Below are 15,729 nucleotides of genomic sequence, written 5' to 3' on the forward strand. Positions count from 1 at the left end.
CGAGGGTAGGGCGGATCGCTGCGCTACCCTCCTTTCCGATAGAGATGTATAATAAGGAGGTAATGGGATTGCCTGCCATCGAAACTTCCGCCGTGCAACGCACCGCTCCCGTCTCCGGGATTAAACGGACAAAGAGCGGCTTCGAACGAAAAATTACGTTGTTCGGCGTTCTTTTCGCCTTGCCATGGATCGTCGGGCTGCTGCTTTTTCACGCATTTCCGTTAATCATGTCGGCTTATTACAGCATGACTTCTTACAGCATCCTCGAGCCCGGGGAATGGGTAGGATTCGCCAATTATAAAACTCTTTTCCAAGACGAAGTATTTTGGATCAGTATTTATAATACGTTGTACTATACGGTCATCTTTGTCCCGCTCAGCATCGTGGTGGGCATCATTCTTGCGTTGCTGCTGAATTTGAAAATCCGCGGCCAAGGCATATACCGGACGCTGTTTTTTATTCCCAGCCTCGTTCCGCCCATTGCGACGACGATCATATGGCTATGGCTGCTTAACCCTCAATTCGGGCTCGTCAATTACTGGCTCGATAAAATTGGCATCGCCGGGCCGCCGTGGATCGGCAGCGAATTTTGGTCAAAGCCTTCCTTGATCCTGATGAGCTTATGGGGGACAGGTCAGGCGGTCGTCATCTATTTGGCAGGATTGCAAGACATACCCCAAGATTATTACGATGCTGCCCACGTAGACGGCGCCGGGCCTTGGCAGCGCACCAGGACGATCACCTTGCCGCTGCTGACGCCGGTCATCTTTTTCAATTTGATTATGGGCACGATCGGCGCTTTGCAAAATTTCGTTCTGCCTTACGCGCTTACGAACGGGCAGGGCACGCCGGCTAATTCCATGATGTTTTACGTCATGTATTTGTACCGGAACGGCTTCGGATACTTAAAGATGGGATACGCGTCCGCCATGGCCTGGATTCTATTCTTGATCGTGGTTCTTTTAACGGCGATAATTTTCAGTTCGCAAAAACGCTGGGTCCACTATCAAGGAAAAGAATGAGGAGGGAGGTATCGCGATGGCAACCAGAAAAGGGCTTGGAGCCGTGCAAACCGTATTGATTCACGCTTTTTTGATCGTGGTCGGCCTCTTTTTTCTGTCGCCTTTCTTATGGATGGTGTCCACTTCGATCAAGCCGAATAGCGAATTGTTTCTTTGGCCGCCCAAGTGGATTCCCGACGTGATGGAATGGAGCAACTACCCGAAAGCGATCGATTATATTCCATTTTTTAAATATTTAGCGAATACGGTTACAATCGCCGGCTTGGCAACGGTGGGGGTACTGCTTTCGTGCCCGCTTGTCGCCTACAGCTTGGCCAGAATTCCATGGAAGGGGGCCAAACCGCTTTTTGCCGTCACGTTAATGGTTATGATGCTGCCGTACCAGGCGACGATGATTCCCATTTTTATCGCATTTAAGAATCTCGGTTTGGTAGGAACCAAAATGCCGCTCTGGTTTCCGGCCTTCTTCGGCGCACCGTTCTATATCTTTTTGCTCCGCCAGTTTTTCATGGGGCTGCCGAAGGAGCTTGAAGACGCGGCCCGCATCGACGGCGCTTCCGAGATGCGCATTTACGGGCAAATCATGCTGCCGTTATGCCGTCCCGCTTTGCTCACGATCGCCTTATTTCAGTTAATGGGAAGCTGGAACGATTACCAAGGTCCGCTCATTTACTTGTCGGACGAAAGCCAATATACGCTCATGCTGGGCGTTCAAGGGTTCAAAACGCAGCATAGCGCGGAATGGCAAATGATGATGGCCACGCTGGTCATGATTACGTTTCCGATCATTTTGCTATATTTCTTTGTGCAAAAAGCGTTCATTCGCGGCATAACATTTTCAGGGATAAAATAATCGAGGAGGCTTAAGTTCATGAGCAAAATTCGCGTAGGCATGATCGGCACGGGCGGCATTTCCCAATGGCATGCCCGGCAGCTGCTGGAGCTGGAAGAGGCGGAAATTACGGCGATTACGGATACGAGCGAGGACAATCGCGCAAAGTTCGCCGCCAAATTCGATCTTGCCGACGTTCCGCAATTTTCAGACTACAGGGATATGTTGGAACAGGCCGAGCTCGATGCGGTCGTCATCTGTTCGCCGCATACGCTTCATTTCCAGCAGGCGACCGATGCGCTGAACAAAGGGCTGCACGTGCTCATCGAGAAGCCGATGACCTGCTCGTCGGAAGAGGCGGAGCAACTGATCGCCACCGCGGACAAAGCGGGAAAAGTGATGCAGGTGTCGTATCAGCGCCATTTTCAGCCGGAGTTTCTGTTCATCAAGGACTATATCGCCAGCGGTCAGATCGGCAAGCTGACGTCGATTACCGCCTCGCTGTATCAGGAATGGAAACAGGGCACGACCGGCTTGTGGCGGCAGGTGCCGGAGCTGTCGGGCGGCGGCATGCTGATGGATTCCGGCAGCCACATTATCGACGTGCTGCTCTGGACGACAGGCCTGACGCCGATTGAAGTGAAGCCGCAAATTCACCAGCAAGGAGCACCAGTGGAGATCGACTCGTTCACTTCGATCCGGTTTGCCGAAGGCGCCGTGGCCGGACTGAACATCGTCGGGTACGCCCCGTGCTGGCACGAAACGTACGTGTTCTGCGGCGAAAACGGTGGCATCTTTTACGACAACGGCAAAATCACGATCCGCCGCCTGCGGCAGGAGCCGATCGTGCCGGAGCTGCCGAAGCAGACGACGAACCAGGACAAAAGCTTTATCGACGCTATCCTCGGCCGCCACGAAGTGAAAGTGCCCGGCACCTTCGCGCTCAAAGTCGTGAAGTTCACGGAGATGGTGTACCAGGCGGGCGGCTATAAGCCTTATTAAGGCAACGGACGAAAAAGGAGAGAGCACGATGAACGTGAAACTCGGCATGCGCATTCCGCCGAAAATCGGCGGGGAAGGTTTGGAGCAAGTTGCCGCATGGGCTAAAGAGGCAGGCCTCGACGTGCTTGACGTACCGAGGCTGGATCCGGAAGTGAAGCAAATATGCGATGCGGCGAGTATCGGGATCGGTTCCGTCGATGCGTCACAAACCGGCGCGCTGCTTAGCAGAGACGATGCCCGCCGGGAAGCGGCGGCGGAAAGCGTGAAGCGGCAAATGAGCGATATGGCGGCGCTTGGCGCAAAGGTCATGTTCATGTGCCTCGTGCCCGAGGACCATATCGCTCCGCGCCGGGAGAGCTTCGCTATATGGAAAGATGCGTTCCCGGAGCTCGTTCGGCATGCCGAGAGCGTTGGCGTTTACATCGCTATCGAAGGCTGGCCGGGACCGGCGCCGCATTACCCGACGATCGGCTGTACGCCGGAAATGTGGCGGGCGATGTTCGAAGCGATCCCTTCCAAGCATTTCGGCCTCAATTACGATCCGTCCCACCTGGTGCGGCTCGGTATCGACTATTTGCGGGCGCTGACGGAATTCGGCGAACGGATCAACCATTGCCACGGCAAAGATACGGAAATTTTGCACGACGAACTGTATGAATGCGGCGTTTTGCCGGCAACGTTCGGCGCGAAATACGGGTTTTCCGAAGGCTCGTGGCGCTACACGATTCCGGGGCATGGCGCGGTGGAATGGAGCAAAGTCGCCGTCAGGCTCGACCGTCTCGGTTATGAAGGCGCCGTCAGCATCGAGCTTGAGGATCACCGCTTCTGGGGAACGGCGGACAAAGAGCGGGAAGGCATTTTAAAAGCGGCACAGCATTTGTCGTTATATTTCAAATAAGGAATATAGGTGAAAAACCGGCATGCCCGCGATTGCTAGGGCTGCCGGTTTTTTCGCGTACATGGCGCGAATGACTGACTGTATATGTCAGCAATTGCCATGTATACTGTATAACAGGAGGTGCAAAACAATGGCCAAGAAGCCTAACGAATTGCCGATCATGCTGTTTCAAGACCAGCAAGCTCTTGAGGGCTGGCTGGAGCTCCATCACGATACTTCGCCTGGTATACGGCTGCAAATCGCGAAAAAAGGGTCCGGCGTCGTGTCCGTTTCCTATGATGAAGCGCTGGAGAGCGCGCTATGTTACGGGTGGGTCGACAGCCAAAAAGAAGCGTTTGACGAGAAGCTGTGGATTCAGCGCTTTACCCCGCGGGGGCCGAAGAGCATCTGGTCGAAAATCAACAAAGAAAAAGCGGAGCGCCTGATCGCGGAGGGACGCATGAAGCCTCCCGGCATGCAAGCGATTGATGCCGCCAAACGAAACGGACAATGGGATAAAGCTTACGAATCGCAAAGCACGGCCTCTATGCCCGAGGATTTCGCGGCCGAACTGGAACGCAACGTCAAGGCCAAGGCATTCTATGATACACTGAATAGACAGAACCAATATGCGATTCTATTCCGAATTCACAATGCGAAAAAGCAGGAGACGCGGGTAAAACGAATCGCGCAGTTTATCGAGATGCTTGAAAAAGGCGAGAAGCTGTACCCATGACCGTGAGTAACGCGTTATACATAGGCATCGTCGCACATTACGAAGCGATGAGAGCGGCCAACATCTAAAAGATAAGAGGGATCGGACTTGAACAAATTCGCCATGTATGGAAAATTAACAGCTCATCCGGGCCAGAGGGACGCTCTCGTGCAATTGATGCTGGAAGCGGCCGACCAGCTGGATGCTATGGAAGGCTGCGAATTGTACATCATCAACGTGTCGGAAGAAGACCCGAACGTCGTTTGGGTGACGGAGCTATGGAGAGATGCCGAAGCGCATGCCGCATCGCTCAAAAACGAGTACGTATTGGCGTTGATTCAGAGCTGCAGACCGTTGATTGCCGGCGTGGAACCGGTCAAGCTGCGGCCGGTTGGAGGCAAGGGGCTCTGAAGCGAGCGACATGACATATGGCCGAACAGGGAGCAATATATATGTGATTTTGCTATATTTCCCCATCATTGGAGGGGAAAGATATGCCATCCGTTACGCTCACCTGGTACGCCAACAACGTATTTGAGCCTCACTCTGAACAGTACGGAGTGAACGACTGGATTTATCAGCTCGTTTGGCGCAATTCGAACAACACGATGCTGCCGACGTCGGCGGGGCTTTACGTCATCGAACACCCGGCAGGCTCGCCAATTTATTCAGGTAGCTCCACCGATATTCGAAATCGATTTAACCTGAGGCCCGCGTATTTAAACACAGCTAATCAATACGCGGCGAACGCTCAGGTCTAGGCAAAGTCGTTTCTGTGTGAGCCATTAGGCTTGATACATGTGGGAAAGGGAGGCGCGATATTCATTCGGCGTCATCCCTTTCCTCTTTTTAAAGAAGTGGGCGAAATACGTCGGGCTGAAGCCGCCGACTTCCAGCGCGATTTCGCGCACCGGCTTGGACGTCGTCGCCAGCAGCGAGCAGGCTTCGCGGATGCGCCGCGCCGCGATGTAGTCGGACAAGCTGACGCCGGTATGCTCCTTGAAGATGTGCGAGATGTGATAAGGCGACAAATGGAGCGCATCGGCCAGCTGGTTCAGCTGGCAGTCATCGCGGAAATGACGTTCGATCCAGTCCATTACGGACTCGATGTGGCGGGTTATTTTATCGGACCGGTTTTTGCCGGTATCGCTTTCCAGCATTCCTTTGCAGCTCAAATGGTTAAGCAGGGCGACGAGGCTGGCTCCGAGCCGTTCTTCACGCTCCTCCGGCTTGTCCTTGCAGGCAGCGGACAAATCGTGCATAATCGCCGGCACCACCGGATCGCCCGCCAATTCGAAACGCTGTTTTGCAACGGTTCCTTTCCACAACGTCTTGAACAGCGACTCCAGAACGGGGAAGGGCTGCAAATACGGCTCTACGCAGTGCGGATCGAACGTCAGCACGGTTCGTACATAAGGCTTTCCTGTCTGCTGGGGAGGCACTTCGACTTTGTGCAGCTGATACGGCTGGAACAAAAACAGACACCCCGGCTCGAGGGCAACAGCCGTTTGTTCGACCATCACTTCGCCGTAACCTTCGTGCACATAGAGCAGTTCCATGCCCTGATGGGCGTGGAGCATGCGCCAATGCGACTGCATCGTTTCTATCCTGTACCCGAGCGTGAAGGCCGATGGGCCCAAGTCGATCGGTTCGATCAAGTTCATTCCTCAAACCCTCCACAATGGTCACGATTCGCAACAGAGCTGTATTTTCCCGCAACAGAACGTTATTCCCCGGAGCTTATACTATGGCTATGAAGCGACAATTACCCGAGGAGGAACAAGCAAATGTGGGAGAAAGCGATTGAAACGGCGTTACAAATTACTAAGCAAAATATCGAAAGGTTCGGCAGCCGGTTTCCTCATGTGAGCCAAGGGGACAAGCGTTATGATCTGAACGACAATAACGATTGGACCGACGGCTTCTGGTCCGGCATTCTGTGGCTCAGCTACGAATATAGCGGCGACGCCTCGTTCCGCAATGCAGCCGCCGCTACGGTCGGCAGCTTTCGCAACCGGCTGGAGCAGTTCATTGCCCTTGATCACCACGACATCGGCTTTCTGTACTCGCCGTCGGCAATGGCTCAGTGGATTATCGAAAACGACGAGGAAGCTAAACAGCTTGCGCTGAAAGCGGCCGACGTACTGATGCTGCGCTGGCGCGAAAAGCTGAACATTTTCCAGGCGTGGGGGCGGAAGGACGATCCGAAGAACGGCGGCAGAATTATTATCGATTGCTTGATGAATTTGCCGCTGCTGTATTGGGCGTCGGCCCACACCGGAAACCCCGTTTACAAGGAAGCGGCGCTGCGTCACGCGGAGCTAAGCAGGCGCTTCCTCGTGCGCGGCGACGATTCTTCGTACCATACGTTTTATTTCGACCAAGAGACCGGCGATGCGCTGCGCGGCGGCACGCATCAAGGCTTCCAAGACGGATCGACGTGGACCCGCGGCCAGGCGTGGGGCATTTACGGGTTTGCGCTGGCCTACCGGGGATTGCAGCGTCCGGAGTTTTTGGAAACGTCCAAACGGCTTGCGCGTTACTTTATCGAGCGGTTGCCCGACGACCAAGTCGTATATTGGGACTTCGACGCTCCTCAGCAGCCCGGGACGATGCGGGACAGCTCGGCCAGCGCCATCGCCGCCGCCGGCATGCTGGAGCTGACCCAGCACATGGACCCGTCCGACCCGGAACGGGACCGCTTCCTGCAGGCCGTTCACAGCTCGATGGCTTCTTTGGCGAGCCGCTATGCAGGCAAAGCCGAAGAGGGAGCGGAAGGCTTCCTGGAACACGGCTCTTATTCGGTTCGAGGCGGCGCATCGCCTGACGATTATGTGATTTGGGGCGACTATTTCTATCTCGAGACGCTGCTGCGGCTGGAAAAAGGCATTCCTGGCTATTGGTACGATAGAAACTAAAGCTTAAGCGCAGCCCGTTCTTGGGCTGACTTAATTCTCGCTTGCTGAGCGCTTCTCCGCCACTTCGGTCACGTTCGTGCCGTGTCATTGGGGGAGGCGCTCGGCTTTTTTATTGTACATCCGTATTTCAACCTCTGTCCATGTTGTTGACCGCTATTCTCATTTCTTCATTGGTTAAATGAGTATAGATCATCGTCGTTTGAATCGAAGAGTGGCCAAGCTGATTGCGCAGTTTCGGCACGTCATTGTTTTCTTGATGGTACCTGGTTGCAAACGAATGCCGCAGGGCATGGACGGTAAGCGCCGGCTTGCCGTACGCTGCCGCGTATTTTTCGACCATTTTTCTATCGAACGCTGCGTCAGGCGCCGGCTTTTCCCACTCGGGCCCATCTGGGAGGCGAGGAAGAGGAAGGGCATCGTTTTGTCCGGTTTATAACGTTCTTCGCGAATGAGCAAATATTGTTGCAGATCGCGCAGCGCTTGTTCGCTGAAGTACACGTACTGTTCTTTATTGCCTTTGCGGATAACCCGGACAAAACTTTTCTTCAAGTCGAGGTCCTCGATGTTGCAGCCGGCCACTTCAGACAACCGAAGTCCGGAACCGAGAATGAGGGAGACGATGGCCGCGTCCCGTTCCCGGTTATGGAGATGAAATTGGTACAGTTTTTTATTATCCTTGTACCGCTGGCCGTAGTCGTACGCCACGAATTGGCGGAACTGCTCGAACTCGTCTTCCCGCAAAATTTTGCCGCCGATGCGATTGGCAACGGTTTCCTGATCTTCCTTAACGGCGTTAAGTTCGATTTTGGCCATCACGTTGCGATGTATATACGGCTGTAAATCTTTGGTTTCGGCTTTGTTTTGCAAATAATCGAATAGCGACTTCAGCGCCGACAATTTGCGGTTGATCGTCAACTTGGAGTTGCCGAGCTTAAATTCGAGGAAGGCGAGAAAGCTTTCAATTTCTTGCGTGGTAAGTTTTTCGAGCGTTTCCAACGCAACATCGGACTTGGAGCCGGCGGAGAGGTTTTCGGCAACGAGCCAATCAAAAAAAATAATAAAGTCGTGGCAATAATTCAATAGCGTCGTATGCGAAAGCTTGCGTTTGCGCTTATCGATAAATTCAATCACATACCAAGGCAGTTCGCGAACTTTGTCTTCAATTCGTTCGAAATAACGTTGTTTGCTTTGTTTGTCCACGGCAAAAACTCCTAACTTAAATCGAATGAGAAATTGGATAGATTGGCCAGGATTGGTTAGGACCAGTATAAGCGATATGTTATATTTCGTCAAATTTATATTTTACGTAATAATGTTGCGAGCTCTCTCCGTTACCTCTGACATCCAGAATTGTTTGTACGTTGAAAATCGTACATCCAAAGTTTTCCAAAGCCGTCGTGCTTCTGGACGAACTTCCCTCCAATCTGGATCCCGGCGCTCAGTTCAAATGAAAAATAGATCAGCCTAAAGATCCATACGCTTATTATTGAGCGAATCGGAAGCTGCCCAGCAGACGGCATACCTTGAGCTGGATTGCCACCGAATCTCTCATGTCTACTAATAGCAGCCAACCGCGGTTCTAACCGGTCCTATTCTATCATATGTTAATTTAGAGATTGCTAGATATGATGAAGAAGGTGGACAGAATGAATCGACGCGCATCTGCACGGCAAATGAAGCAAGAGGAACGCGGAGGAATCGGAGTGTTCCTCCTCTCGCAGCTCAACAGAGTTGTATTCGTTCTGCTTATGGCGATGATCCTTCACATGCTCCCAATTCATAATCATTCTCTTCCCTCCTCTGCATCCGTAACTACATCAACGGAGGATCAAATTACAAATCCAACTCCCCAAACTACTTCTATTCAAAACCGGTCCATATTGCCAAATTCAGACCAAGTGGCGGGTTCCCTTCAGCCGTCCGCTACCTCTGCCCAGACGGAGGCACCAGCGACGAAAGATTCTGGAACAGTCAACTGGGTCCGGATGAAAGGAACTACAGAGATTCGAACCGAACCCGATCCGAGCAAACCTGATCTATTAATCGTTACCGCAAACGAAGCGCTGCCCGTGCTCCAGCAAACGGGGGACTGGATTGAGGTAGGTCTCAATACCGATCAGCGAGGCTGGATTCGTAAAAGTGAAGCGACAACGATCTCAGTACCTGCCGCGGACACGCAATTATTGAAAGTAAACAAGAACACTTCGGTTTACTTGGGACCGGACGAAAGCTTCGATCAAGCCTATCGGCTCAAGGCTACAGCTTCCTTTATACCGAAGATGGTCAGCGGAAAATGGATCGAGGTCGCGGAACAAAAAGACGGCAAACCGCTATGGGTACCGACAAGTCAGGCTATATGGACCTATGGCGAACAACCTGCTATAGAAGCATGGAGTCAAGATGTTCAAGCTCTATCCTCAGCTGCTAAGCTGAAACAAAAGTTACCGCTGGAAGGAAAAACAATCGTCGTCGATCCCGGTCATGGCGGCAGCGATCCCGGGGCGATCGCCTCAGGTAAGCCTGTATACGAACGCGACATCAATTTAGCCGCCGCCCAAGTACTCGCCAATAAGCTCAAGAGCGCCGGAGCGAACGTGATCATGACTCGAACGAGCAACGACCAAACCGTGTCACTTGCGCAACGAGTCCAAATATCGAATGACAACAAAGCCGATGTATTTGTCAGCATCCACCAAAATATGTATCAGCAAGACCCGAGCGTATCGGGCACGATCACATATTACGAATCCCCCAACTCAAAGCAATTGGCGGAAAAAATTGAAACGGCAACTACCGGGCAATTAAGCAGCAAGCAAGGGCAACAAAACGAGCAAATCGAAAAAGAACAGCTGTACGTGCTGAAGCATAACACACGTCCCGCTGTTCTTATCGAAGGCTGCTTCTTGTCAAATCCGAGCGAACTGAATGCCAGCCTGCTTCCGTCCTATCATGAGAAATTAGCCGCCGGCATTTATCAGGGGATTTTTTCTTACTTACATGCTTAGTCTATTTCCCGTTTATTTGAGATATTTCATTGGATCGACTGCATCATAATTCAAATACACACCAAAATGAAGATGGTACCCGGTCGCTCTTCCGGTCATGCCGACTTCACCGATCTTTTGTCCGCGTTTCACTGTATCGCCTTTCTTAACTACCATTGAGTCGTTCAGCATATGGCCGTAAAGTGTCATGATGCCGTGACCGTGATCAATGATCACGCAATTTCCATACCCGCCGTACCACTGGGCAACCGAAACAATGCCATCCTCTGCAGCCAGAATATCGGTTCCCTTCGGTGCGCCGATATCGGTCCCGTCATGGAAAGCTCTTTCTCCGGTAAATGGATCTGAGCGATACCCAAACGGTGAGGTAATCGGATAATTGCGGCTGAAAGGCCACGCCAGCTTGCCGCCTTGATAAGTCAGTGTCACCTTCTTGCTCTCTTCAATCAATTTCGATTCCTGGGCGGCAAACTGCATCAGTTCTTTCTCTTGCTCAGCGCTTTGTTCGGCTAAAACCTGCTCCTGCGAATTCAAAGTTGCTAATTCAACCGTCTTCTGAACTTCTTGCGCAGCCAGCTGCTGTTTCAAATTCTGTTCCTGCGTGACTAGAGCCTTTTGTTGTTCTTGATCCTTTTCTTGCTGTGCCTCGACTTGCTCAATTTGCTGCTTGTCACGGATGTTAGCAGCGAGCAGCTCCTTCTGTTTCCCAGCCAGCAAGACTAAATCTTGAACTCGATCCAGGAAATCATTGAAGGTCGTGGAGCCCATCAACACTTCTAAATAGGATTGCGGCCCATTCACATACATAGACTCGATCATCTGCTTTAGCTGCCCAGAGCGGGATGTGATGCGCTTGTCAGCTTCCGTCAGTTGTTCCTTCGACTTGCTCAAATCGTCATCAAGATGCGATAAGTTCGTTTCCAGTGCTGTGAGCTGAGCTGAAGTAGCTTCGAGCTTTTGTTGCAGCTGATCTGCTTCCTGCTGGGTAGCCGCTTTTTCTTGTTTGACGGATGAGAGCTGCTGCGAGGTCTGAGCTTGCTGTTTCTTCACTTTTTCCTTCTGATCGATAACTTGTTGTAGCTGTTGGCTCACTGCGCCATTCGCCGTATTCGCTTCCAAGGCAGCCGGTAATACCAAGCTGATTGCAATTATAGTAGAAATAAGTTTATTTCGAGTCATGAATAAAAGTGCATCCTTCCAATTCTACTATTCCGCTTCTCCCCCTCTCTTTTCGACAATAAGAAGCAAATTCCCTTGTTGTCACGCTGATTTCAACAAATTGTCATTTATCTCTTGCGTTTCTATCCGCCACCTCTCTTCATATTATTTTGGAATTTGCAATCATACAATTACACCTACTAAAATAAATGGTGATGCTTCGACAATCATTCCCGAAACTTGTTTTTTCTTGTTCAGGAGGTTTTATGTTGTTTAAAAAATGGTATTTACTACCACTGTTTCTTTTAACAAGTTTACTTATTTGCTCCCCGGTGTCTGCACATTCTTATAGCGTGGCCTATACTAAAATTGATATATCATCCTCTCAAACCTCGGTCCAGTTTGCTATTGATGACTTGTCCATAATCGAGTGTTTGGATGGAATCGATCTAAATGGCGACTATAAGTTAGATGCGAACGAACTTGCTGAGAGTCAGGCTAAGATAGCAAAATGGATAGATCAGAATCTCGAGGTTCAAATTAATGGGCAAAAAGTAAGCTTGCTTGGAGTTCAGCTTTCATTGGATGACGAACTCCCGTTCAAGAACGACTTTAAGTTTTGGGATGACAAAGGTTATGACGTTCATAGCATACCCGATGTCAAAATAGTTACGGCCAAGATAAATCTCGATAAGATTCCTCCAGGTGAATCGATAACGATTACAGATCACTTTCATGATTCCATTCCTGCTCAATACGGAAATTTTCTCAATATCCTTAATGACGGGCACTTGGAAGTAACGACAGTATTATTTCAAAATATGTGGAGTTATACGTACAACACGCCGGCACAAGCGTCTTCTTCGAACAATTCTGCAACACCTGCACATGCAAATGTCGATTGGCTTCGATTTCTGAAGCTTGGATCCAATCACATCTTGACCGGTTTGGATCATTTATTATTTCTGCTTACTCTCATTTTGTTAAAGATGAAAATTAGAGAGTATACTAAAATCATTACTTCCTTTACCATTGCTCACAGTTTGACCTTGGCACTTACCGTTCTTGGCATCATCCATTTGCCTTCCAAATTTGTTGAAACGATGATCGCGGTCAGCATCATGTACGTTGCGCTTGAAAATTTATTTTTTCGAAAAATGCAAAGTATCGTTGGTCGCTCACATTCTTTTTTGGCCTTATTCACGGAATGGGCTTTGCCGATCTTCTCATGGAGATGCACCTCCCCCCAAGTCAGATAGCGGTTTCGTTACTGAGCTTTAATCTGGGGATTGAGATAACCCAACTAGCGCTGGTTGCCCTTGCCTTCCCCATTTTGTGGTATTGGCATCAAAGTCGATGGTATCCTAAAACATTTAAGATTTTGAATTTGTTCGCGGTCGCAACAGCTCTTATCTGGATAATTCAGCGCATATTGGCGTAAGATATCTTCCGGTTCCTTCAGACTACAAGTGGTTGTATTTGTCAATCGTCAAAATTACCAGCGAGTATGGACGGCAACCGGTGACGGACTTTCCAGTACCGAAATTGCCCTTTTATGGGGCAGAAGTTTTTGGCCTGCATGCGATTGGTAAGGAAGCTGTCGAGCAGCATAATGCCGCCTTGGTCAGTCTGGCAAATGAAGTTCGTTTCGGCCCTGGCATTGGTTTTATCCTGTTCGGGTTGCTGTTGACTGCAGTTGGCTCAATCATGATTGCCTATGCAATATGGAAATCTCGCTTCATGCCAAAATGGAGCGGCATTCCGTTCGGTCTAGGTTTTCTGTTGTACATTCCCCAGTTTGTGGGAACTCAGCCGATCCGAGTGGCTCATGGGTTATTGGTTGCAGTTGGCTGTTTGTGGATCTCGATAGGCATGTGGAAGAAAAGCTACAGAGGACGAAGTGTTGAATAAATCGTATCCTCGTATCGGACTAGCCAGTCCGAGTTTTACTCTCCGAATCCGCCTCTGACATGTCACATGCAGAGTTCCGGCGTTGACCAGTTTTTCTTATTCCCCCTTAGCCTCTCCAGTTGACCCATTTATTTTGAATCTATGGGATCAGTTAACGGAACTAACGGCTTACCGTTCTGAACGCTCCATACCTATTTCTCAAATACATCTTTATCTCACAACTAGCTTAGCGTGTACGTCCATCTATTCCTTAATAATAAAAATTACTACTTGACTGTTTTAATCATAAAGTTTACTATTATCATGTTCGTAATAATTACTAAATAACAAATACATAAAGAAATGCAAGCAATTATTTGGAGGGAGATCCGAAATGATAATCAGGTCTAACATTAATGCCAAAATTACTCTAACATGTGCTACTGCAGCAATTTCTACTGCACTTCTATTGTCGGGCTGCGGCTCAACGGGAACAAAACCAAATGATGCAGCCAGCAAACCTGCGGAAACGAAATCAAACAATCCGGCAAGTGCACCTGCAGGGAAAATTAAAATCGTTGCTGCTGAAAATTTCCTAGGCGAGGTAGCGACAGCTGTTGGCGGAGACCGTGTAGAGGTTACCTCCGTGATAACGAATCCTGATGCGGACCCGCATGACTTTGAGCCCACTGCAGATACCTCGAAGGCGGTAAATGACGCTCAAGTCGTTGTGTATGTAGGCATTGGCTACGATGAATGGATGGACAAACTCGTCAAGGCGAGCTCCGCTTCCAAAAAAGTAATTAACATAGGCGAAGGACTGCTTGGCAAAAAGGATGGCGACAATCCGCATATCTGGTACATCCCAGAATCCATGCCGAAACTGGCGGATGCGCTTGCCGAGCAGCTGGGCACAATTGATGCCGCACAAGCGGACGCCTTTAAGAAACGTGCACAAGATTATAAAACAAGCTTGACACCGCTAACGGACTTAGTAAACAAACTAAAGCAGCCTTCTCCTACGGATATCGCTGTTTCCGAGCCCGTCTTTGATTATATGGCCGCAGCACTTAACTTGAATATCGTCGATCCGAAGTTTGCCAAAGCTATTGAAGAAGAAAGCGATCCGGCTCCTGGCGATGTTGCAGGGCTGCAAGATGCTTTGAAAGGAAAGAAAGTGAAGCTCTTCGTGCAAAATACTCAAGCGGACAGCCCGACTGTGAAAACGATGGTGGATCTTGCTTCTTCCAATCAAATTCCAATCATTCATGTTACGGAAACAGAGCCGCAGGGCAAAAACTATGTACAGTGGATGACTGATCAGCTGTCAGAACTTCAGAAAGCAATTGGCTCCAAATAAGATCGTCCAACCGAATATTCGTTATCGGAACTTCTCTCTTTACGAGAGAATTCTTTTTTTCATACATCATGTTAATATTAGAATTAGGCTTTGTACGAAACTGCGGAAGGAATGAATTGACGATGGGTTGCGAATTGGCGGCACGAGAAGTCAGCGTTCATATAAATGGCAAACCGATCTTGGACCATATTTCATTCTCGGTTAAACCCGGACAATTTATGGGGATCATCGGACCGAATGGCGCGGGTAAAACAACGCTCTTTCGTGTTTTGTTAGGTATGTTGGATCCGACTCGGGGGTCGGTATCGTTCCTGAACGACGATCAACAGCCGGTAAAAAGGTCCTCCGTTATCGGTTATGTTCCCCAATCCCGGCAAATCGATCCGGAAATTCCGATGACGGCGGAAGATTTTATAAGTCTGGGCCTCCCCCATCGATACAGATTCTGGTCGACTTCGAAGGATCGCCAAGCGATATCGGAAGCGCTCCGGCTCACCGATTCATTCCGCTTGGCCAATCAGCCTGTCGGAAAATTGTCCGGAGGTGAACGGCAGCGTATTTATTTGGCTCAGGCGCTTGTACGTCAGCCGCAAATTCTCCTTCTGGATGAACCTACCTCTAATCTGGATCCTGGCGCTCAGGAGCAAATGGCTTCCGTCGTTGACCGGATTTGCCGTGAACGTAATGTTAGCGTTCTGTTTATCAGTCACGATATTAACTTGATCGCCAAATATGCCGATCGCATTCTATATTTAACCCGCGGGCATTATGCGGAAGGACCGGTCGAAGAAGTGATGCGGACCGAAGTGCTTAGCCGATTATACGGAAGCCCTGTGGAAGTAATGAAGGTCGATTCCAAGCTGCGCGTCATTTCTACGGGCAAGAACGCTGCAGTACCAATTTGTTACCACGGCGAGGCTCAGTAGCCAGCGCAAATTAGGAGGCTTCTG

Annotated in this window: 15 protein-coding genes and 1 pseudogene; 13 read left to right on the forward strand and 3 right to left on the reverse strand. The window is 50.0% G+C overall.

All coding sequences use genetic code 11. The annotated features are described in order from the left end of the window. The first annotated feature begins 68 nt into the window (after positions 1-68). The 7 genes from SD70_RS12560 (at position 69) to SD70_RS12590 (ending at position 5,209) form a co-directional block, all read left to right on the forward strand. The gene (locus SD70_RS12560) at positions 69-1,022 is read left to right on the forward strand and encodes a carbohydrate ABC transporter permease (protein ID WP_231571180.1); all 954 of its coding nucleotides are present in this window, start codon (positions 69-71) and stop codon (positions 1,020-1,022) included. A 16-nt stretch (positions 1,023-1,038) separates the two neighbouring features. After that, on the forward strand, positions 1,039-1,875 hold the full coding sequence (locus SD70_RS12565; RefSeq protein WP_041047911.1) for a carbohydrate ABC transporter permease: 837 nt from the start codon (positions 1,039-1,041) through the stop codon (positions 1,873-1,875). 18 nt (positions 1,876-1,893) lie between these two features. After that, a complete protein-coding gene (locus tag SD70_RS12570) occupies positions 1,894-2,856 on the forward strand; it encodes a Gfo/Idh/MocA family protein (protein WP_041047912.1) in 963 nt (320 codons plus the stop codon). Between the two features lie 28 nt (positions 2,857-2,884). Beyond that, positions 2,885-3,754 carry a sugar phosphate isomerase/epimerase family protein gene (locus SD70_RS12575; RefSeq protein ID WP_041047913.1) on the forward strand — a complete coding sequence of 290 codons (870 nt, stop codon included), beginning with the start codon at positions 2,885-2,887 and terminating at the stop codon, positions 3,752-3,754. A gap of 130 nt (positions 3,755-3,884) precedes the next feature. After that, entirely contained in the window at positions 3,885-4,469 is a 585-nt protein-coding gene (locus SD70_RS12580; protein WP_041047914.1) for a YdeI/OmpD-associated family protein, read from the forward strand. 87 nt (positions 4,470-4,556) lie between these two features. Next, entirely contained in the window at positions 4,557-4,859 is a 303-nt protein-coding gene (locus tag SD70_RS12585; protein ID WP_041047915.1) for a putative quinol monooxygenase, read from the forward strand. Between the two features lie 83 nt (positions 4,860-4,942). After that, complete coding sequence (locus SD70_RS12590; protein ID WP_041047916.1) at positions 4,943-5,209, forward strand: GIY-YIG nuclease family protein; 267 nt, start codon at positions 4,943-4,945, stop codon at positions 5,207-5,209. A gap of 24 nt (positions 5,210-5,233) precedes the next feature. Here SD70_RS12590 and SD70_RS33250 read toward each other — a convergent pair whose 3' ends face one another. Then, positions 5,234-6,112 (reverse strand): AraC family transcriptional regulator, encoded by an 879-nt coding sequence (locus SD70_RS33250; protein ID WP_052487353.1) that lies wholly within the window; start codon positions 6,110-6,112, stop codon positions 5,234-5,236. Between the two features lie 123 nt (positions 6,113-6,235). Here SD70_RS33250 and SD70_RS12600 point away from each other — a divergent pair, with 123 nt between their 5' ends. After that, positions 6,236-7,366 (forward strand): glycoside hydrolase family 88 protein, encoded by a 1,131-nt coding sequence (locus SD70_RS12600; protein ID WP_041047917.1) that lies wholly within the window; start codon positions 6,236-6,238, stop codon positions 7,364-7,366. Positions 7,367-7,493: 127 nt separating this feature from the next. Here SD70_RS12600 and xerS read toward each other — a convergent pair. Beyond that, a pseudogene (gene xerS, locus SD70_RS12605) lies at positions 7,494-8,497 on the reverse strand (tyrosine recombinase XerS). Between the two features lie 494 nt (positions 8,498-8,991). Here xerS and SD70_RS33255 point away from each other — a divergent pair. Beyond that, positions 8,992-10,371: an N-acetylmuramoyl-L-alanine amidase gene (locus SD70_RS33255; RefSeq protein ID WP_052487354.1), complete on the forward strand. Its 1,380-nt coding sequence runs from the start codon at positions 8,992-8,994 to the stop codon at positions 10,369-10,371. Between the two features lie 12 nt (positions 10,372-10,383). Here SD70_RS33255 and SD70_RS12615 read toward each other — a convergent pair whose 3' ends face one another. Further along, positions 10,384-11,550: a murein hydrolase activator EnvC family protein gene (locus SD70_RS12615; RefSeq protein ID WP_052487355.1), complete on the reverse strand. Its 1,167-nt coding sequence runs from the start codon at positions 11,548-11,550 to the stop codon at positions 10,384-10,386. Positions 11,551-11,795: 245 nt separating this feature from the next. Between SD70_RS12615 and SD70_RS33260 the strand changes: the two genes are divergently transcribed. The 4 genes from SD70_RS33260 to SD70_RS12635 all read left to right on the forward strand — a co-directional run bounded on the left by SD70_RS33260 (position 11,796) and on the right by SD70_RS12635 (position 15,705). Next, entirely contained in the window at positions 11,796-12,788 is a 993-nt protein-coding gene (locus SD70_RS33260) for a HupE/UreJ family protein (protein ID WP_052487356.1), read from the forward strand. A gap of 220 nt (positions 12,789-13,008) precedes the next feature. Then, complete coding sequence (locus SD70_RS12625) at positions 13,009-13,440, forward strand: hypothetical protein (protein ID WP_052487357.1); 432 nt, start codon at positions 13,009-13,011, stop codon at positions 13,438-13,440. A 373-nt stretch (positions 13,441-13,813) separates the two neighbouring features. Further along, positions 13,814-14,779, forward strand: a complete 966-nt coding sequence (locus SD70_RS12630; protein ID WP_052487358.1) for a metal ABC transporter solute-binding protein, Zn/Mn family — start codon at positions 13,814-13,816, stop codon at positions 14,777-14,779. 122 nt (positions 14,780-14,901) lie between these two features. Beyond that, a complete protein-coding gene (locus tag SD70_RS12635; protein ID WP_041047918.1) occupies positions 14,902-15,705 on the forward strand; it encodes a metal ABC transporter ATP-binding protein in 804 nt (267 codons plus the stop codon). Positions 15,706-15,729 lie beyond the last annotated feature (24 nt).

Source organism: Gordoniibacillus kamchatkensis (assembly GCF_000829455.1).
GTDB lineage: Bacteria > Bacillota > Bacilli > Paenibacillales > NBRC-103111 > Gordoniibacillus > Gordoniibacillus kamchatkensis.